Source organism: Polaromonas sp. YR568 (assembly GCF_943371715.1).
Lineage (GTDB): Bacteria > Pseudomonadota > Gammaproteobacteria > Burkholderiales > Burkholderiaceae_C > Polaromonas.
On record NZ_CALRVW010000014.1, the window covers coordinates 1 to 20,603 of the forward strand.

Sequence of the window (20,603 nt, forward strand, 5' to 3'; positions counted from 1 at the left end):
CGACACGGTGACCCTGACGGTGGGCGCGACGACATACACCGGGCTGGTCACGACCGGCGGGGTGTACAGCATCAACGTGGCCGGCAGCGTGCTGGCCGCCAACAGCACGGTGGCCGCCAGCGTGGCCACCAGCGACGCGGCCGGCAACCCGGCGACCGGCACGGCCAGCCAGGGCTACACGGTGGACACGACGGCAGCGGCGACGATCACCGTCAACGCCATCACGGCAGACAACATCGTCGACGCCGCCGAGAGCGGCGCTGCGGTGGCGGTCAGCGGCACGGTCGGCGGCGACGCCAAGGTCGGCGACACGGTGACCCTGACGGTGGGCGCGACGACATACACCGGGCTGGTCACGACCGGCGGGGTGTACAGCATCAACGTGGCCGGCAGCGTGCTGGCCGCCAACAGCACGGTGGCCGCCAGCGTGGCCGCCAGCGACGCGGCCGGCAATCCGGCGACCGGCACGGCCTTGCACAGTTACGACAATGCGCCAGTTGCTGTGGCCGACACAGGCACGGCAGTCGAAGCGGGCACGGCGGCGGGCAGCAATGCGACGGGTAACGTCCTGACGAACGACACCGACGTGGATACGGGCGACACCAAGACGGTGTCGGCGATCACCGGCGGCACGGTGGGCAGCGCCCTGGTGGGCACCTACGGCAGCGTCACGCTCAACGCCGACGGCACGTACACCTATGTCGTGAACAACGCCAACGCGACGGTTAACGCGCTTGGGGTGGGCGGCACCCTGACGGACACCTTCACCTACACGATGAGGGACGCGGCGGGGGCCACGAGCACGGCTAACTTGGTTGTCACGATTCAGGGCGCAAACGACGCACCGGTGGCTTCCGGCGTCATTACCGGAACGGTGACAGACACGGCTACAGCCGACAGTTTCACCAGCCTGACGGGCAGCTTCACGGCGACCGATGTGGACACCGGCGACACGAAGACCTGGAGCATAGGAGGCGGCACCGTGCAGGTGGGCAGCTACGGTACGCTGACGCTAAACGCAACGACAGGCGTGTACACGTATGTGGTGAACGCTGCAGCGGTCGACGCCTTGCCAGCGGGCTCGAACCCGACCGACGTGTTCACGGCGACGGTGACCGATGCGGCAGGCGCGATATCGATGCAGACGTTGACGGTCAACCTGACCGGCGCCAACGACACGGTGACACTGACAGCGCCGACGGCGATCAGCTTTACCGACACGGCTGTTGACAACACCTTCACGGTGGCCAGCGGCACCCTGGTGGCGGCGGATCGCGACAGCGGCCAGACCCTGACCTACGGCATCACCGGCGGCACGGTCGCTGGCGGCAACTCGACGCTGGTGAGCACCTACGGCACGCTGGTGGTCAACACCACGACCGGCGCCTACACCTTCACGCCCAACGATGCGGCGATCGAAGGCCTGACGGCCAGCACCAGCACCAACTTCACGGTGACGGTGACCGACGGGGTGGCGCCAGCCAGCCAGACGTTGACGGTCAACCTGACCGGCGCCAACGACAACCCGGTACTGGTCGCATCCAGCGGGTTCAGCTACACCGAGAATCAGGCGGCGACGGCGGTCAACAGCACGTTGACGCTGAGCGATGTGGATACGGCCAGTCTGACGGGCGCCACGATAACGATAGGGACCGGCTTTAACGCCACCCAGGACGCGCTGGGGTTTAGCAACCAGAACGGCATTACTGGCACGTACAACGCCACGACCGGCGTACTGACCCTGAGCGGCAGCAGCAGCGTGGCCAACTACCAGGCGGCATTGCGGTCGGTGACATACGTCAACAGCAGCGACAACCCCACGACGACGAGCCGGGCGATCAGCTTCCAGGTCAACGACGGTCAGGCTTTGAACAACCTGAGCAACGTGGCTACCAGCACCGTGACGGTGGCGTCCGTCAATGATGCGCCGGTGGCTGTCGTCGATACGGGAACGGCAGTCGAAGCCGGCACGGCCGTGGGAAGCAATGCCACGGGCAACGTGCTCACGAACGACACGGACGTGGATACCGGCGACACCAAGACGGTGTCGGCGATCACGGGCGGCACGCTGGGCAACGCCCTGGCTGGCGCCTACGGCAGCGTCACGCTCAATCCCGACGGCACGTACACCTACGTCGTGAACAACGCTAACGCCACGGTTAATGCGCTTGGGGTGGGGGGTACCCTGACGGACACCTTCACTTACACGATGAGGGACACAGCCGGGGCCACAAGCACCGCCAACCTGGTGGTCACGATTCAGGGCGCCAACGACGCACCGATCAACACGGTGCCGGTTGCGCAAACCATCGATGCAAATGTCACCCGGGTCTTCTCAAGTGCTAACGGCAACGCGATTGTTGTGGCCGATGTCGATAGTCCGACGCTTACAACCACACTGACAGTGGCGCACGGCACGCTGACGACAGGAACGGCCGGCGTCACGGTAACCGGCAACGGCACCGGTACTGTGTCTGTCACGGGGACGGCAGCCAATATCAATGCGGCGCTGAATGGCCTGTTGTTCGCACCAACGACCAATTACAGCGGCCCCGACACGTTGACTGTCAGCACCAGCGACGGCAGCTTGAATGATGTGGACACTGTCAGCATCAGCCTGACGCCTACACCTGCGCTCAGTGTGACTGCAAGCCCGGTGTCCGAGGGCGCCGGCTTCGAAGTGTTCACCATCAGTCTGAGTAACGCGACCCAGCAGGCGACGACCATGAACCTGGCGCTGGCTGACGGCACGGCGACGGGCGGCGGAATCGACTTCGGCGCAGCGCTGCAGGTGTCAACGGATGGCGGCGCCACATGGAGCGCAGCGACAACGACGGCGACGATTGCTGCTGGCGCGACTTCGATTCTTGTTCGAACCCCGATCATTAACGACAGCATCAGTGAGGCCGATGAAACTTTCAGCCTGGTAGCGACTGTCACAGGGGGTCTGACCACCAATGCCAGCGCCACCGGAAACGCCACCATCATCGACAACGATCCCCGGCTGTTGATCGATCTTGATGCCAACAACAGCTCCGGTCTGAGCGGAAACAGCTACAGCACCTCGTACACCGAAAATGCGGCGGGCACCCCGATCGCCGACACTGATGTCCAGATCACGAAGGTCAGCGCTGCCAATATCACGAGCGTCACGATCACGTTGACCAACTTCCAGTCGGGTGATCTGTTGGCGACGCTGGGTACGCTGCCGGGCGGCATTGTGGCGAGCGCCTACAACGCTGCAACCGGTGTGTTGACCCTCTCAGGTTCGACCACCCTGGCCAACTATCAGTCGGCCATCCGCCTGATCGGGTTCCGCAACACCTCCGACAACCCGGATGTCAGCGACCGCGTCATCACTGTGGTGGCTACTGACGGCACAGACACCAGCCCGGCGGCAAGCACCACCGTGTCTTTCACGGCAGTCAACGATGCACCTGCCGGAACCAACAGCGCCATCACCATCAGCGAAGACGTGCCGCGCACCCTGGCGGCAGCAGATTTTGGGTTCACCGATGTGGATGGCAATGCACTGAGCCGCGTGCAGATCACCACTTTGCCTGCAGCCGGCACCCTCACCCTGAGTGGCGTCGCGGTCACGGCGTTGCAATATGTGACTGCTGCCGAATTGGCCAGTGGTGCGCTGGTTTACACACCGGCGGCAGACTCCACCGCGGCGCGAAGTTTCACCTTCAAGGTGGAAGACGACGGTGGTACAGCCAATGGCGGCGTCAATCTTGACCCTACAGCCAACACCTTGACGATCAATATCACAGCAGTGAACGATGCGCCTGTGCTGGACCTCGATGCGAGTGGCGCAGGCACGGGCTTCACCGCGGCCATTGGTAACAACAACGTCACACGATTGATTGCCGACACGGACACTAGCATCACCGATGTGGACAGTGCCAATATCACCGGGGCGACCATCTCCATTGGCACCGGCTTCGCTGCCGGAGATGTCCTGGCTATGGCTGCCCAAACCGGGATCACGCAAAACTGGAACGCGACCACCGGCGTGTTGACGCTGAGCGGATCACGGACCTTGGCAAACTACATAACGGCCATTGAAGCCATCACGTTCAGGACAAACTCCGCAACGCTGGGTGCGCGTGAGATCAACGTGGTGGTTACTGATGGCGCCTTGAACAGCAACACTGCGACCAGCACCATCACCGTGACCAACGCCGCGCTCGGCCTGCCGATTGCCAACAATGTCAGTGCCACAGGGGATGAAGACCCGGCCAGCCCGATATTGATCACGCTCACAGGCAACGACCCCAATGGCACGATAGCCTCTTACAACCTGAGTTCGCTGCCGACCAACGGTACGCTCTGGCGCAACGCTGCCATGACGCTGGCGGTGGCAACCGGCACCGACTATGCTGCCGCCGGACAAACCCTGGCTCTTTACTTCCAGCCGACCGCCAACTGGAACGGTGACGCGAGTTTCACATTCCGTTCGAAAGACAATGGCGGCAACTACAGCACCTCGACGGCGACAGCGACGGTGACGGTAACGCCCGTCAATGACGCGCCGACGGTGACAGCGGGCGGCACACTGGCTTATACGGAGAACCAGGCGGAGAGCGCCATCAACAGCAGCCTGAGCTTGTCGGACGTGGACAGCCCGACGATTTCCGGTGCGACGGTGACGATAGGTGCAGGTTTTGTGAGCGGTCAGGATGTCCTCGCCTTCGTCAACCAGAGCGGCATCACGGGAAGCTATAACGCCACCACCGGTGTTCTGACGCTCAGCGGGACGGCGACCGTGGCGCAGTACCAGGCGGCGCTGCGCTCTGTGACCTACGTGAACAGCAGCGACAATCCATCGACGACCCCGCGCACGATCAACTTTGTGGTCGACGATGGCTCGGCTGCCAACAATCTGAGCACGGTTGCCAGCACAACGGTGACTGTGGCTGCCGTCAATGACGCGCCCGTCCTGGATCTGGACGGCGTGGCGGGCGGGTCGGGCTACACGACCAGCTTCACCGAGAACGGTGCTGCCGTACAGATCAGTACAGCTACGGTGGTACTGGCCGATGCGGATAGCAGCAACCTGAGCAGCATGACGATCACGCTGACCAATTGGAAGGCGGGCGATGTGCTGGCAGTGGGTTCGATCCCGGCCGGTATCACGGCTACTTTCTCGGGCGCCAACAACAGCATCCTGACACTGTCGGGCTCATCCTCGCTGGCCAATTACCAGCAGGCCCTGCTGGCCGTGACCTATGCCAATACGAGCGAGAATCCGGATACGACGCCACGTTCCATCACGGTGGTGACCAATGATGGCTCCGTCAACAGCAACGTTGCGACGGCGGTTATCAACGTCACGCCGGTCAACGACGCGCCGGTTCTCGACCTCGATGCCAGCGGCACAGGTACGGGCTATGCAATCAGCATCGTCACGAATGCTGCGGCGAAGGCGATTGTCGACGGCGATGTCAGTATCACCGATGTAGATAACGCTGTGATCACAGGGGCGACTATCACCTTGACCGGTGCCCTGGCGGGCGACACCCTCTCGTTTGGAACCATGCCAGGTGGCATCACTGCCTCGATCGCGGGTAATGTGGTGACGCTGAGCGGCAGCGCCAGCCTGGCCAGTTACCAGACGGCCTTGCAGGCGGTGCAGTTCAGCACCACCTCGACAAGCAATGGTGTACGCAATGTCACCGTGGTGGTGACGGATGGGGCACTCAGCAGCAACGTTGCAACGACTGCGATCAGTGTCACCGACGGCGTCCCGACGGCCACTTCGCTCACGGTGAACGGGCTGGAAGACCAGCAGGCGACGGCCAGCCCGATCGCCGTGGTGCTGACAGGCACTGATGATGGGGCCATCGCCAGCTTCCGGGTCGGCGCCTTGCCGGCCAACGGGACACTGTGGCTCGATTCGGCCATGACCACACAGGCGGTCGCCATCAACACATCCTATGCCGCAACAGGCAACAGCCTGACCCTGTATTTCAAGCCGGATACCCACTGGAGCGGCAGCACCAGCCTGAGCTATGTGGCGATTGACGGTTCCGGCAATACCAGTGCTGCGGCGACGGCCACTATCCAGGTGGCTGCTGTGGCCGATGCGCCCAATCTTGCAGTTACAAACTCTATCAATGAGCTCTTCAATACCACATGGGAGTCGGTCGGGACGTTGACCGCGACGGCCAATGACGCCAACAACACAACGCATGCGAAGGGAGCGGCGGCCATTGAAGGCTGGACATTGCTGACCTCCTGGACCGGGGACCAGGACAATGACACGAACAATAGTAGGCAGAGCAACCAGTTTTACTTCAATGCTGACGGTGATTCCTTGCGCTCATCGGGCGGTGCAGCCTTCACTGCCAGCGGCATGCTTGGAAGCGCTACCGGTGGTGACGTACAGAATCAACGCGTGTTCCTGCATCTCGACAATGCTAACGACGGGACGACTCAAAATCCCAATATCCAGACCCTGGGCATAAGCCGCAGCTTCACGGCCGATGCGACCCGGGTCTATCAGCTGTCGTTTAACTTTGCTGCTGATGTTGCGCCCACCACCAGTACAGACTTCGAGGTGCTGGTCGATGGCGTCGTAGTGGGCACGTACACGGCGACGGCGGTTAATTCCGCCCTGGTATGGGAAACGATCAGGGTAGGCTTTACGGCTACTACCGGTACTCATACCATTTCGATTCGTTCTCTCGCAGCCGATTCGGGAACCGGTTTTGGCGGCTATTTCGACGATATCCGCCTGGTCGAAGCGCAGGGCGCGATGCAGTACAACTCCAATAACGCCAACTCGGTGGTGGGCACCACCACCCAGATTTCGCTGGCCGGCAAGATCAGCACCAGCCTGGTCGACGGCGACGGGTCGGAGGCCTTGTCCGTGATGATCAGCAATATGCCGGGTGGCTCACGTATTGTTTCCGGGGGTGTTTTCTACAACCCGGTGAACGGTTCGACACTCGTTCCTGTGGCAGCGCTGGCGGCCGCCTACCTGGTGTTGCCCGAGGATTACTCGGGACGTCTTGACCTGGGAGTTACTGCGCAGGCGGTCGAGGGGTCCAACAGCTCGACGGCAAGCAGTTCGCAGACGCTGACCTTCAATGTGTTTACCGGCGGAATCTCGGTCGGTACGCCTCCGCAGCTGGCGGTGGTCAGCGATACCACCATCGTCGAGGGTGACTACGCCGTGTTTGATGTTCGTCTTGCGGCGCAGGCCGGCAGCGATGTGACCGTCACCTTGGCGACTGCGAACTTGACGACTTCGGGCGCGGACTACAGCGCGTCCTTGCAGTACTCGAACAATGGCGGAGCGACTTGGGAAAACTACAGTGGCAGCCTCGTCATTGCAGCCGGCAAGACCAGCGTGCTGGTGCGTACGGCCACAAATCTGGACGGCAGCATTGAAGGCTCGGAGTCCTTCACGCTGACCGCGACCCTGGGCACGGGCGCCATTTCCAACTCGACGGCTACCGGCACGGCGACCATTCTCGATTTCGACAGTGCGCCGATTCTGGTGGTGAAGGGCGTGGGTCAGTGGACGTTTGACGAAGGTTTCGGCGTGCCGGTGGCCAACAAGTTCCAGGGCATCCTCGGAACCCTGGCAGACGTCAATACCGACAACGGAAGCGCATTGCCAACCTGGATCACGGGACATTCCGGAACAGCGGCCACCGCCTTGCAGTTTGACGGCAAGGGTGCAACGCTTTCAGTGGACCCGGCGGAACTCGATCCATTGCGGAACTCGGCGTCCGTGACCTTCTGGATCAAGACCACGCAAAACGCCACTACCGATGCCGCGCAGTTCACGAACGGGGATGTTGGCTGGAACCGGCCCAGCGTGATTGGGTCAGAGCAAAACAGTGCCCAAAACGATGCGCAGTGGGGGTGGCTGGACAACAATGGCCGTATCGGCCTGAATGTAGGCGACACGGCTGGCGCGAAAAGTACAACCATTATTTCCGACGACACTTGGCATTTCGTGGCGTTCACCCGGGATGCCGTCACGGGCCAGACCCAGGTGTGGGTCGACGGCGTGCTCGAAAATACGGTGATCGCCGCAGGGTTGCAGGGGACCATCACCAATGTGTTTGGCATTGGTTACACGAATGGTGTCAACGCAGACTTCACGCGGATCGTCACCAACGACAAGTACCTGAATGCGGGCATCGATGATTTGCGCATCTACGACAAGGTGTTGACCGATGAGGAGGTTCGTTCTGTGTTGCGCGCAGAAACCAACCACCATGACATAGCCATTGCGAATGACGGTAATACCTTTGCGTTCGATGTGACGGCGCGCGCCGCTGACACGGTAACCGTGTCCGGACTGCAAACCGGCTGGACGCTCAGCGATGGCAGCGGCGGCCATTCGGTGACGGTCACTGGGGGGCCGAGTCAGATGATCGATATTTCTGGCTGGAGCCTGAGCAATTCATTGGTGGTCACAGGCGTGACGACCAGCCAGTCGGCACTCATAGATGTGAGTGCAACCAGAGGTGTGCACACTGTGGACCAGTTCTTGAGCCTGGTCACCGTGAGCAACGCCCACGAAGGCGACCTCTCGGCGGAAGTGGTGACCGGCGCCTCAGGCGAGTCCAACTTCATGTTTGGCAACGGCGGCGCGGATACCCTGACGGGGGGCAGTACCGATGACCGCCTTGATGGTGGCGCCGGCAACGACACCCTCAACGGCGGCGATGGGCGCGACCTGATCATCGGCGGGCAGGGTAACGACATCCTGACCGGCGGCCTGGGGGCGGACATCTTCGCCTGGCACCTCAACGATGGCGGAACGGCCGGTTCACCGGCGATCGATACGATTACCGATTTCAATTCGGCTTCCCGCTCGGCAGGCGGAGACGTACTCGATCTGCGCGATCTTCTGGTCGGCGAAACCGCAGGCACCCTGCTCGGGCAGGACAACCTGGCGAACTTCCTGCACTTCGAAAAATCGGGTGCCGACACGATTGTTCACATCAGCAGCACAGGCGGTTTCTCCAGCGACCCGCACGCCGTGGGCGCGCCTTCTGCTGCCGTGCTCGGCGCCGTCGATCAGCGTATTGTGCTGTCCGGTGTGGACATGATTGGCGTGTACACCACCGACCAGCAGGTGATTCAGGACTTGCTGACCCGAGGAAAACTCAACACGGACTGACGCGCCCTGTCGCTGGCAAAAAGAAGCCGCCGGATCTTTCTGATCCGGCGGCTTCTTTTCAGGGCGGTGGTTTGGTGGTCGTCAGGTGGGTTCTTTGACCGCCGGCCCCGACGCCCCGTCGAAGCCCGCTCCCTGCAGCGCCGCCATTTCCGCGCGGTCGATCACGCCGTCGGCATAAACCTGCATGCCCATTTTGTGAGCCACGCTTGCCAGGCTTTTGAGGAAGAGCTGGTTGTCCGTGCTGTACTGCAGGCCGCGGACGAAGCTGGAGTCGACCTTCAGGAAATCGAGCCCGAGATCGTGCAACGCGTCGACCTGGCTGAAATGCCGGCCGAACTGGCCCAGTCCCACCCGGCTGCCGGCTTTTCTGATGCTGGCGACAAATTCGCGAAAACTGTCGAGGTGCTGGACGGCCGCAGCTTCCGGTACCTCCAGCCACAGGCGGCGGGCCGCTTCCTGGTTTGCCTTGAGCAAGTCCAGCAATTGCGAGCGGAAGGCCTTGTCGCTGACAGAAAGTGCCGACAGACTGACCGCCAGGCCGGCCAGGCCCGGCTCGCTGCCCAGTTTTCCAAGCGCCAGCCGAATCGCCGACAGATCCATCAGCGGCATCAGTTGAAAAGCCTCGCCGACCTGGCGGAAGTGCCGGGTGGGCTGCCAGGCTTGTTTGCCATCGAGCATCAGTTCCGTGGTGCAGTCCCGGTGGACGAGCTGACCCTTTTGATCAAGAACCGGGAACGAGAGCTGGCGGACCTGGCCGTTGGCGAAGGCGCGCCTGATCAGGTCTGCCGTCTGCTGGTCATCGTCGGTGGTTTCGCCGCCAGCCTCCCGGATGGCGTTGTCGCCTGTCGCCTCGGCCGCCACCAGTGCGCCCGAGACCTGGGCCATCAAACCCGCCATGTCCTGGCCGTGCTGCAACCTGCCCATGCCGATGCAGGCAGCAGGCCCGCTGCCGGTCAGAGGGGCACTGGCCTGCACCAGGTCTGCCAGCAGCTTGCCGGCCAGTTCATGCGCACCGCTCGGGCCTGGTACCAGCAGCGCAAAATCGGATTCACCGATGCGTGCTGCCACGGCGTGGGCCTGCGCGGCGTGTTTCTCCAGCACCACGGCGAAGGTTCTCAGGAGTTCATTGACAGCCGGCGTCCCCAGGCGCTGTTGATGCCGGGAAAAATTGGCCAGACGCACCAGCAGCAGCGTGCCGCCCGCGGCATCTTCGGTGTCGAGCGAGTCCAGCAGCTGGGTCAGAAAGAAGGTCCGGTTGGCCAGGCCCGTGAGCGGGTCGTAATTGGCGCTGATACGGAGAACCTCCAGGCGCTGCGCTTCCTCGGCAAACATGGTCTTGAGGCGGGTCACCATGCTGTTCATGGCCAGGGCAAGCTGTTTGAGTTCCGGCACATCCGGCACATCAATCAACACAAAGCGGCGCTCGCTGATGTCGCTGGCCTGCCTGATGACCCGCTGCAGCGGCTCGTGAAGCCGCCGCAGGATCATGGCCCCGAGGAAACCGCCCAGCAGTCCCGACAGCCCCAGGGCAACCACCAGTTGCACGACGCTTTTCCAGAGCGCCAGGTAGGCGAAATGGCTGTCGCTGACAAGGGTCAGGGTGCCGAGCTGGGTCCAGCCGCTGCTGATCTGCGCCTGTCCGGGGACGGCGTTCAGCGGAAGTGCCCGGACAAACCAGGCCGGGACGGTGCGAGCCGTGGCCGGTGCGATCCGCTCGACAATGGTTTTCCCAAGCGGGTCCACAACGCGTATCAGGGCATAGTGGCCGCTGTCGAACAGGGCCGAAACTGTCAGCTCCACCATGACCGCATCGGCACGCTGCTGGCTCAGCGCCAGTGCCAGCGCGGTAGCGTTGTCCGTGTTTTTGGCGCTGAGCTGCTCGGTCAGGTAGCTGCGCGCGTTCAGCGTGGACGCCAGCAGGCCCCCCAGCAGCGCCAGCAGCGTGCTGAGAATGATTGCGAGCCACATTTGGCGGTACATCGACATGGAAGATTCCCCTCGGAACGGTTCTTTATAGCGGTTTCTAAATGGATTCAATCAAAACCTTCGGCGCGCGCACGCCTGAGCAGTTCCTGCCATCGGGTCAGATTGGCGGGGCCGCCGGCGCCCCGCGCGCCGGAGGCGCCTTGCCAGAGCCCCTGGCTGTTGAAGCTGAACACCGGTTGCAGGTCCGGGCGGCGCGATGCAGGCAGCAAGTCGTCAATCAGGTTGTCCAGAATCAGGGGTTCGGCCTCGGGGGACGGGTAATAGGCCAGCACCATGTGGGCCTGGGTGATGCTGCTGTTGACGCCGCCCAGCCGGGCCTGCACATAGATCAGGCGCAATTTGTCGTCAGGAACGTTGAGCAGGAGCAGGGTGAAATACTTGGCAATGGCAAAGTCTTCACAGTCACCCGCGCCCTTGCCCAGGGTTTCCATCGGGGTGGCCCAATAGTCGCTTTGCCCCCAGATGGGCTGGTCTTCGCCGAACCTGATCCGGCGGTTGTAGAAGTCATTGACCCGCCTGAGCTGGGCAGGTGCCGTCTGGTCTGTGCTGCTCTGCAGGAGCTTTTGCCAGTCGCGGAACGCTACGAGGGCGGGCGGTCCAAAACGCTGGGTCAGGACGCTCTGCATGCGGTCAAAATCAAGCGCGGCCACCTTCAGTACCGCAATAACAAGCAGCACGACCATCAGGGCGGCTTTGGGAAGATGCTTCAAGTGTTTCGTTTTCGCCGCAGTGGCCAAATTCGTCCGGATATTAATTGCTCTTCAGAAAATCCTGCGTTAACATGAAAATATCTATATAAAACAGTAACTAACGGTGATTTGTTAACCTGATTTCGTATGATTTCCCATCACTCAGGTTCATCGCTGAATCATTCCGCCGTCTGCACAGTGCGCGTCCTTTGTAGCAAAGAGTAAGAAGATGCCAGAAAAGCAACCCAAACGCTTTGCCATGTTGACCCTGGCGACTGTTGTCTGTGCGCCTTACTCTGTCAGTGTAACGGCGAAGCTGTGCATCGCATGAATTTGCAAGAGCCCATGCCAGGCCTCTTTGTTGCCGGCACTTTTTCGCTTGGCCCGCGCGTTGCGGTTCCCTTCCGCCTGAAAAAAACTTCAGCCGCGTTGATGCTCGCCTGTGTGGCGTTCAGCGCCCTGGCGCTGGTGTTTCCGGCTCCGGCGTTTGCCCAAGCCGCGGGCAAGCCGCTGACGCTCAAAGAGGCCGCACAGAGTGCGGTGCTGAACAACCCCGAAGTTCTCGCGCGCTGGCACACCATCAAGGCCGCCGACGGAGAGCGGGATGCCGGCGCCGGCGCCTTGTTGCCCAAGGTCGATCTTGCAGCCGGCAGCGGCGCGGAGCGGCGCAATGCGACGGCCACGATTGGCAGCCGTTTCGACCGCAATTCGGCGTCCCTGACCATCACCCAGCTGCTTTACGATGGCTTTGCCACGCGCAACGACGTCAAGCGGCTTGACCATGCGCGGCTGGTGCGTCTGTTCGAGTTTTTTGACACCTCGGAAAGCGTGGCACTCGAGGCGGTAAAGTCCTATTACGATGTCTTGCGTTACCGGGAGCTGTTGCGCCTGGCCGAGGACAACTTTGTCCAGCACCGCTCGGTTTTTGACCAGACAGAGCGACGCGTCAAGGCGAAGGTGGCGCGGGCCGTCGATCTGGAGCAGATCGCCGCACGTCTGGCCATGGCTGAGGCCAACCTGCTGACCGAAACCTCCAACCTGCACGACACCACGGCGCGTTTCCAGCGCATTGTGGGCCTGATGCCCACCCGCGACATGCCGGTGCCTGCGCCGTTGCTGCGGGACATTCCCGAGGATGCGTCCGGTGCCATACGCAGTGCGCAGCAGCGCAATGGCGCCTTGCGCGCGTCAATTGAAAACGTGCGCGCGTCCAATGCCGCTCTGGCCTCCCGCAGCGGTGCGTATCAGCCGCGTTTTGATCTGCGTTTGCGCCGCGAGCAGGGCGCCAACCTGAACGGTGTCACGGGCAATACCGACGCCACCGTGGCGGAAGTGGTCATGAGCTGGAACCTGTTCAACGGCTTCAGCGACCGGGCGCGGGAGCGTCAGTTTGCCGAGCAGCTCAATGTGGCCAAGGACTTGCGCGACAAGACCTGCCGCGACATCCGGCAGACGCTGCTGATCGCCTACAACGATTCGCGCAAGCTCAAGGAGCAGCTGGGCTATCTTGACCAGAACAAGGTGTCTGTCGAGAAAGCGCGCAATGCCTACCGCCAGCAGTTCGACATCGGCCAGCGCACGCTGCTGGATTTGCTGGACACGGAGAACGAACTGTTCCAGGCCAAACGTGCCGTGGCCAACGCCGAGCAGGACCTCAACATCGCGTACGCCAGAACGCAGGCGGGTCTGGGCACGCTGTTGGGTGCCCTTGAGCTTTCCAGAATCGAGACCGGCGGCTTCCCCGGGCTGGATCAGTGGAACGACGGTGAAGACGCTTCGCAGCATTGCCCGGCCGAGCCTGTCAGCGTGTACGTGGTGGACAAGGACGCCTTGATCCAGCGGGCCGCCGACCAGCTGAAGGAGACCGCACTGTTCAATGCGCGCGAGCGCGCGGTGCAGGAGGTTTTTGCGCCGAAGGGGACGCCTTTGCCCCCAGCGGGTGGCCGTCTGGCGCCGGTCCCTGCGCCGGCCACGCCACCCCCACCGGCGGCACCGCCGGCACCGCCCGCGGGTTCGGGGAACAGCGAACTCCGGCGGACGCTGGAACAGCAGACGGCCCTGGTCAATGCACGCGAGCGTGCCGCGCAACAGGCCCTGGCGCCTGCGCCGGCCGCCACCAGGCCCGTCCTGCAGACGGCACCCGCGGTAGCGCCCAAGCCGGCGCCTGTTGCGGCGCCCGCGGCGGCCTCGGCGCCGGAGGCTCGCAGCAGCAGCGAAATCAGCAATGCCCTGGAAGCCTGGCGTGCGGCCTGGTCAAAGCGGGATGTGGAGGCTTACCTTGGTTTTTACGCGCCCGGCTTTGTGCCGTCCAATGACGGTGACCGGGACGCCTGGAAGGAAAAGCGCAAGGCGGTTCTGGGACGTGCCGTTGATATTTCCGTGGAAGTGAGCGAACTCTCGGTCGCCATGCCCGATGCCACCCATGCCACCGCAACTTTCCGGCAGACCTACCGCTCGGCCAACTACCGTGACGTGGTGACCAAAACCCTGCAATGGGAGCGGGTGGGCGACCGCTGGCTGATCGTGCGAGAGAGCTCCGTGACGCCGGTACAGGGCATCCAGTAATTCCCGGAGCCGACCGGGGTCTGTTTCCCCGGTTTTTGCACGCGCTACAAAGGCCCTAACCCAACTCGGTTTCGGCGGCGACCCGGTCGAGCTCGTCGAACACCTTGTCAAAGTCCACCGGTTTGGTCCAGTAACCGGCAAATCCCGCCTGCTCGGCAAGCACCTTGTGCTCCGGCTGGTTGTCGGCCGAACACATGAAGGCCGGCGTTGCGCGCAGGCCCGGGATCTCGCGTATGCGTTTGAGCAGGTCAATGCCATGGGTGTCCGGCAGCCGGCCATCGAGCACCAGCACATCGGGCAACCAGCTGCCGGCCACCTCAAAGCCCTGGGCACCGTTTTGTGCCATGCGGACTTCGACGTCGTCGCGCGTTCGCATGACGTCGTCAAACAGCATGAGGTTGTACATGTTGTCCTCGACATACAGCACCCGCATTTTTCGCTGCAGGCCCTGGCTGGCGGCTTTGGGACTCTGCAGGGGTGCCGACAGGGTATCGGCCGGGCTGGCGCCTTGCGCAACGGCGGTCTGCTCCCAGTAACCATCGGTGGAAACCTGGTCCAGCGCCCGGCAGAGGCGCGCAGACTGCAGCAGGGCGTTTTCCACCCGTTTGCGCTCGGTGACGTCCAGGCTCATTTCGATATAGGCCAGCGGCCGGCCCTGCGCATCGGACTCGAGATAAAGCAGGGCGTGCACGTCCACCAGGCCGCCATCGGGGCGGATGACACGGTAGTCCAGTTCGATGGCCCCCGGGGTCTTGCGCAGCTGGTCGCGCGCCCGGACCAGCAGGTCCAGGTCGTCCGGATACACCAGGCCCATGGCCGCTTCCAGCGTCATGGGGGTGCCCACAGGCATGCCGAACAGCTGATAGGCACGCGGGTTCCAGCTGAGCTGCTGGCTTTCCAGGTGGAAGACGGACTGGGCCACCCCGGTCATTTCCATCAGCTGCTGCTGCATTCTTCGCTGGGCCTCGGCCAGGCCGAATTCGGGCTCGGGCGTGATCTGCTTGAAACCGGGTGTCTGATCAGCCATGAAGTGCAAGCCTGGTGAGTGTGGGTACGGGTGGGAGGGGGTTCACGTGGATGTCCAGATGCGTCGGTGTCAACATTGCCAATTCTGACTCATCTTAAGTCAGAAAAGCGCCGCAACCCCGTCGCCCAGCCCGCGCCCTGGCCTGCATCCGGAGGCAGGGCGAGAAGCTCAATCCGGCAGGACAGCCGTAACTTCTATTTCGATGCGAGCGCGCTCTTCCACCAAGGCGGAGACTTCCACGCAGGTCATGGCCGGAAAGTTCTTGCCCATCACCTCGCGGTACACCGCGCCCAGCTCCTTGAGCCGCGCGATATATTCCACGCGGTCCACGACGTACCAGGTCATGCGCACCATGTGCTCCGGCCCCGCACCGCCGGCCTGCAGCACGGCCAGGATGTTCTGCAGGGCCTGGCGGGTCTGGGCGATGAAGTCATCGCTTTCAAACTGCTGTTGGGCATTCCAGCCGATCTGCCCGCCGACAAAAATCAGTGCGCCTCTGGCCATCACGCCATTGGCATACCCTCTGGGTGCCGCCCAGCCGTCCGGCTGCAATAGTTTCATCATGACTTGTCTTCCAGTGGGGTTTGCAGATAGGGCAGCATCGCATCGCGCCATCCGTCAGGAATGCGCAAAGCCTTGCCGTTGGGGATTTCGGCGCAGACGACCACCGAGTTTGCGCGCAATTTAAGGGTCTGGCTCGCTTCCTGATTGCGCGATGCGCTATGAATTTCATAGTGCATGCCGATGCTGGTGTGGCCCAGCCGGGTCAGGCTGAGCTCGATGTTGACCTCGTCGCCATAGCGGCACATGCCGAGAAACTCGGTCTTCATGTCCACGATGGGCACGCCCAGGCCGCCGGCAATCATCTCATGCTCGGGAAAACCGATGTGGGCCAGAAAGTCTTCCTGCGCCTCATGCAGCAGGTAGTAGTACTGGGGGTAGAAAACAATGCCGGCCGGGTCGCAGTGGTGAAAGCGGATCAGCTTGTGGGTGGTGAATTTCATGCGTCTTTCAGGCGTGTTTCATGGCTGGCGGAGCTTGAAGCGCTGGAGTTTGCCGGTCTCCGTGCGCGGCAGGCTGCTCACGAATTCAATCCGGCGCGGGTACTTGAACGGCGCCAGCGTGGCTTTCACATGCTCCTGCAGCAGCCGGGTCATGGCTTCGCCGGCTTCATGGCCGGGCTTGAGCACCACAAAGGCCTTGACGATCATGCCGCGCTCCTCGTCGGGCTCGCCGATCACGCCGCATTCGGCCACCGCCGGGTGTTTGAGCAGGGCGTCTTCCACTTCGGGGCCGCCCACGTTGTAGCCCGAGGTGATGATCATGTCGTCGGCCCGGGACTGGAAGAAGAAGTAGCCGTCGGCGTCCTGCAGAAAGGCGTCGCCCGGGTAGTTCCAGCCGTTTTTCACATAGTTCGTCTGGCGCGCATCGTCCAGGTAGCGGCAGCCGGTGGGCCCGATGACCGCCAGCTTGCCGATGGTGCCGCGCGGGACTTCCCGGCCCTCTTCATCGACCACCTTCGCGGTGTAACCGGGCACCACCTTGCCGATGGCGCCGCGCCGCACGTCTGCCGGCGCGGCGGAGATGAAGATGTGAAACATTTCGGTGGCACCTATGCCATCGGTCATCTCGATGCCGGTCGCGTCCTTCCAGAGCTGGCGCGTGGCGTCGGGCAGGCCCTCGCCCGCGCTGACGCAGATGCGCAGCGTCGGCACACCATGCTGCTTCGCAAAGGGCGCCATCTGGCGGTAGAAGGTGGGTGCGGTGTAGCAGATGGTGGCGCCCACCTCGTTGATCAGCTTGACCATGGCCTCCGGGGTGTAGGGGATGCCGGGGTAATACACCGAGGCGCCCGCCCACATCGGGAACACCAGCATGCCGCCCAGGCCGAAAGTGAAGGCCAGCGGCGGCGAGCCCATCACGATGTCGTCCGGCGTGGCCTGAAGCACATGGCGCGGCCAGGCCTCGCAGGCGGCGAGCACGTCGCGGTGGGTGTGCACGGCTGCTTTCGGGGTGCCGGTGGTGCCGGAGGTGAAGGCCATCATCGCGATGTCGTCGGCCGAGGTTCGGCAGGGCGCGAAGTTGCCGTCCTTGCCCGCGGCACGCACGGCCATCGCACCGGCTTCGTTCAGGTTGAACGGCACGATGGTCGCGAGTGTCGGGTTCAGGTCGCGGGCGGCCTGCAGCTCGGCCAGCAGGCTGGCATCACACAGCGCCACCGTGGCCTGGGACTTGGCGATGATTTCCCCGAGTTCCTTGGCGCGCAGCAGCGGCATGGTGGCCACGGCCACCATGCCGGCCTTGACGACGCCCAGCCAGGCCAGCGCCATGCCGATGGTATTGCCGCCGCGCAGCAGCACGCGGTTGCCAGGCACCAGCTGCAAGTCCTCGGTCAGCACCTGGGCGATGCGCTTGACGCGTTCATGGGCGTCGGCATAACAGAGGATGATCTTGTCGGAGCGCAGGAAAGGCCGGTCCGACAGGCCGCGCTGGTCCGCACGTTCGAACAGCACCTCCACCAGGTTGGCCTGCGCGGGAATCTGCAGTTCGGGCAGGTCGTAACGCATCTGCGGCCACTGGTCCGGCGGCGGCAGGCGGTCGTGCACAAAGCGGTCGGTCTGGACGGAGGGGTGGGCGGGGGTGTTCATGATTGCAGTACCGCCTTGCCAATGATCAGTTGCTGGACTTCGGTTGCACCTTCGTAGATGCGCAGCGAGCGGATGTCGCGGTACAGGCTTTCGACCTTGGTGCCGACCTTCACGCCCAGGCCGCCGTGCATCTGCAGCGCCATGTCGATCACGCGCTGGGCGTTTTCCGTCGCCGTCATCTTGGCCATGGCGGCCTCAGCGGTGATGCGTTTGCCGGCACCGCTGGCTTCGCTGTCGTCGCGCAGCCAGGCGGCGCGGTAGGTCAGTAGGGCGGCGCCATCGACCAGCGCCGCCATCTCGCCGATTTTGGCCTGCGTGAGTTGGAAGTCGGCCAGGGTCTGGCCGAACATCTTGCGTTCGCGCGAGAAACGCACCGCTTCGAACAATGCGCGGCGCGCCATGCCCAGGGCAGCCGCGGCGACCGAGGCGCGGAAGATGTCCAGCGTCTGCATGGCCAGCTTGAAGCCGCCGTTGAGCGCGCCCAGTTGGGCCTCGCCGGATACTTTGCAATGTGCGAATTTCAGCGTCGCCAGCGGGTGCGGGGCCATCACCGCGATGTGTTCGCTGCTGTCCAGGCCGGGGTTGCCGGCGTCCACGATGAAGGCGGTGATGCCGCGTGTGCCGGCTTCGCGGTCGGTCTTGGCGAAGGTCACGTAGAAGTCGGCGATGTCGCCGTTGCTGATCCAGGTCTTGCTGCCGTTGAGAGCCCAGCCACCGTCGGACGTATCGGCGCTGGTCGTCATGGCGCCCGCGTCCGACCCTGCGTCGGGTTCACTCAGTGCAAAGGCCGCGATCTTGTCGCCACGGGCGACGGCGGGCAGGTAGGCCGCCTGCTGGGCCGGTGTGCCGGCCAGCGTGATGGCGCCGCTGCCGAGGCCCTGCATGGCAAATGCAAAGTCGGCCAGCGGAGAGTGGAAGGCCAAAGTTTCGCGCAGGATCACCAGCGCGCGCGAGTCGAGCTTGTCCATGGCCCCGCCGGCGCTGGCGGGCACGCAGTAACGCAGCCAGCCGGCGTCGCCGAGCAGGCGCACCCACTGCCTGCAGGCGCTTCTGTCGTCGCTTTCGTCCACCTGCTGGGCCGGCGCCCAGGCCGCGAGTTGCTCACCCAGTGCGCGGTGCGCATCGTCAAAAAATGGCAGAGCCAGATGTCGGGTATCGGCTTTCACATCAGTCTCCCTGAAACACCGGTTTCTGTTTGCTGGCAAAAGCTTCGTAGGCGCGCGTGAAATCCTTGGTCTGCATGCAGATGGCCTGCGCCTGGGCCTCGGCTTCGATCGCCTGGTCCAGCGTCATGGCCCATTCCTGGTGCAGCATGGTTTTGGTCATGCCGTGGGCAAAGGTCGGGCCGGCAGCCAGATCGGCCGCGAGGGCCTGCGCCTTGCCCAGCAGCTCGGCCGGTTCGTGCAGCGCGTTGAAAAAGCCCCACTGCAGGCCTTCTTGCGCCGTCATCGCGCGGCCGGTAAACAGCAGCTCGGACGCACGGCCCTGGCCGATCAACCGCGGCAGCAGCGCGCAGGCGCCCATGTCGGCGCCGGCCAGGCCCACGCGGGTGAACAGGAAAGCGGTTTTGGCTTGCGCCGTGCCCAGGCGCATGTCGGCGGCCAGGGCCATCATCGCGCCGGCACCGGCGCAGATGCCGTCGATCGCGGCGACGATGGGCTGCGGGCACAGGCGCATGGCCTTGACCAGGTCGCCGGTCATGCGCGTGAACTCCAGCAGCTCGGGCATGGCCATTTTGGTCAGCGGGCCGATGATTTCATGCACATCGCCGCCCGAGCAGAAGTTGCCGCCGGCGCCGGTCAGCACGATGACCTTGACGTCGGTGGCGCTGTTGAGTGCGCGGAACAGGTCGCGCAGCTCGGCGTAGGAGTCGAAGGTCAGCGGGTTCTTGCGCTCCGGCCGGTTCAGGCTCAGCGTCGCCACACCGGCATCAAAAGCATAGGCAAAGTGGCGTGCCTGGTAACCGGCCAGCGCGTTGAACTGCGCGTGCATGGGGTTGCTGGGGCCAATGTAGTGTTTCATGCGTTTTCCATTTCCTGGTTCAGATCGGTCTGGTGCTGTTTGACTTTGCCCAGCAGCTTGTGCAGGGTGTCGATTTCGCGCGGCGACAGGCCGCCGAAGGCCTGGACAATCCAGCCTTCATGCTGGCGCGCCATCTCGTCAAAGGTCTTGCGGCCGCGCGGGGTCAGGCGCACGCGGTAGGCGCGGCGGTCGCCTTCGACGTCCATGCGTTCGACCAGGCCCTCGGCCACCAGCTGGTCGGTGATGCCGGTGACGTTGCCGCCGGTGACCATCATGCGGCGCGACAGCTCGTTCATCTTCAGCCCGTCGGGGTTGCGCTCGAGCTGCGCCATCAAGTCGAAGCGCGGCAGGGTGGTGTCGAACTGTTCGCGCAATTGCCCGCGCACCTGCTTTTCAATCAGCTGGGTGCAGGTGAGCAAGCGCAGCCACAGGCGCAGCGCCTCCGGATGTTCTCGGTGTCCTCGTGCTTCCATGTCCATGGCATCTCTCCCGTTTACTATTTATTTGATAGCTGC

The 20,603-nt window shown here is 63.3% G+C and carries 11 protein-coding genes; 2 read left to right on the plus strand and 9 right to left on the minus strand.

The window, feature by feature from the left end:
* Positions 1–121 precede the first annotated feature (121 nt).
* A complete protein-coding gene (locus AAG813_RS11640; RefSeq protein ID WP_341915092.1) occupies positions 122–9,151 on the plus strand; it encodes a tandem-95 repeat protein in 9,030 nt (3,009 codons plus the stop codon).
* Positions 9,152–9,232: 81 nt separating this feature from the next.
* Here the strand turns inward: AAG813_RS11640 and AAG813_RS11645 are convergent, their stop codons facing one another.
* Together AAG813_RS11645 and AAG813_RS11650 are read right to left on the minus strand one after the other, a co-directional pair.
* Positions 9,233–11,119: a LapD/MoxY N-terminal periplasmic domain-containing protein gene (locus AAG813_RS11645; RefSeq protein ID WP_341915095.1), complete on the minus strand. Its 1,887-nt coding sequence runs from the start codon at positions 11,117–11,119 to the stop codon at positions 9,233–9,235.
* 65 nt (positions 11,120–11,184) lie between these two features.
* Positions 11,185–11,847 (minus strand): transglutaminase-like cysteine peptidase, encoded by a 663-nt coding sequence (locus AAG813_RS11650; RefSeq protein ID WP_341915096.1) that lies wholly within the window; start codon positions 11,845–11,847, stop codon positions 11,185–11,187.
* Between the two features lie 324 nt (positions 11,848–12,171).
* On the opposite strand from AAG813_RS11650, the gene AAG813_RS11655 reads away from it, so the two are divergent.
* Positions 12,172–14,391, plus strand: a complete 2,220-nt coding sequence (locus tag AAG813_RS11655) for a TolC family outer membrane protein (RefSeq protein ID WP_341915099.1) — start codon at positions 12,172–12,174, stop codon at positions 14,389–14,391.
* Positions 14,392–14,446: 55 nt separating this feature from the next.
* Here AAG813_RS11655 and AAG813_RS11660 read toward each other — a convergent pair whose 3' ends face one another.
* From AAG813_RS11660 to AAG813_RS11690, 7 genes are all read right to left on the minus strand, one after another.
* Positions 14,447–15,418, minus strand: coding sequence for a response regulator (locus tag AAG813_RS11660; RefSeq protein ID WP_341915101.1), 972 nt, complete (start codon positions 15,416–15,418; stop codon positions 14,447–14,449).
* 168 nt (positions 15,419–15,586) lie between these two features.
* Positions 15,587–15,982 carry a RidA family protein gene (locus AAG813_RS11665; protein ID WP_341915104.1) on the minus strand — a complete coding sequence of 132 codons (396 nt, stop codon included), beginning with the start codon at positions 15,980–15,982 and terminating at the stop codon, positions 15,587–15,589.
* Positions 15,979–16,422 (minus strand): thioesterase family protein, encoded by a 444-nt coding sequence (locus AAG813_RS11670; protein ID WP_341915106.1) that lies wholly within the window; start codon positions 16,420–16,422, stop codon positions 15,979–15,981. Before AAG813_RS11670 ends, AAG813_RS11665 begins: the two co-directional genes overlap by 4 nt.
* 18 nt (positions 16,423–16,440) lie before the next feature.
* Positions 16,441–18,066 (minus strand): AMP-binding protein, encoded by a 1,626-nt coding sequence (locus AAG813_RS11675; RefSeq protein WP_341915108.1) that lies wholly within the window; start codon positions 18,064–18,066, stop codon positions 16,441–16,443.
* The gene (locus tag AAG813_RS11680) at positions 18,063–19,232 is read right to left on the minus strand and encodes an acyl-CoA dehydrogenase family protein (RefSeq protein WP_341915110.1); all 1,170 of its coding nucleotides are present in this window, start codon (positions 19,230–19,232) and stop codon (positions 18,063–18,065) included. Before AAG813_RS11680 ends, AAG813_RS11675 begins: the two co-directional genes overlap by 4 nt.
* Position 19,233: 1 nt before the next feature.
* Entirely contained in the window at positions 19,234–20,088 is an 855-nt protein-coding gene (locus AAG813_RS11685; RefSeq protein WP_341915112.1) for an enoyl-CoA hydratase family protein, read from the minus strand.
* Positions 20,085–20,567, minus strand: a complete 483-nt coding sequence (locus AAG813_RS11690; RefSeq protein ID WP_341915114.1) for a MarR family transcriptional regulator — start codon at positions 20,565–20,567, stop codon at positions 20,085–20,087. Before AAG813_RS11690 ends, AAG813_RS11685 begins: the two co-directional genes overlap by 4 nt.
* Positions 20,568–20,603: the final 36 nt, after the last annotated feature.

What these genes read in the sequence shown, in the direction of transcription:
- AAG813_RS11645 (WP_341915095.1), bottom strand. Translation starts at nt 11,119, where the DNA reads ATGTGGCTCGCAATCATTCTCAGCACGCTGCTGGCGCTGCTGGGGGGC.
- AAG813_RS11655 (WP_341915099.1), top strand. Translation starts at nt 12,172, where the DNA reads ATGCCAGGCCTCTTTGTTGCCGGCACTTTTTCGCTTGGCCCGCGCGTT.
- AAG813_RS11660 (WP_341915101.1), bottom strand. Translation starts at nt 15,418, where the DNA reads ATGGCTGATCAGACACCCGGTTTCAAGCAGATCACGCCCGAGCCCGAA.
- AAG813_RS11665 (WP_341915104.1), bottom strand. Translation starts at nt 15,982, where the DNA reads ATGATGAAACTATTGCAGCCGGACGGCTGGGCGGCACCCAGAGGGTAT.
- AAG813_RS11670 (WP_341915106.1), bottom strand. Translation starts at nt 16,422, where the DNA reads ATGAAATTCACCACCCACAAGCTGATCCGCTTTCACCACTGCGACCCG.
- AAG813_RS11675 (WP_341915108.1), bottom strand. Translation starts at nt 18,066, where the DNA reads ATGAACACCCCCGCCCACCCCTCCGTCCAGACCGACCGCTTTGTGCAC.
- AAG813_RS11685 (WP_341915112.1), bottom strand. Translation starts at nt 20,088, where the DNA reads ATGAAACACTACATTGGCCCCAGCAACCCCATGCACGCGCAGTTCAAC.
- AAG813_RS11690 (WP_341915114.1), bottom strand. Translation starts at nt 20,567, where the DNA reads ATGGACATGGAAGCACGAGGACACCGAGAACATCCGGAGGCGCTGCGC.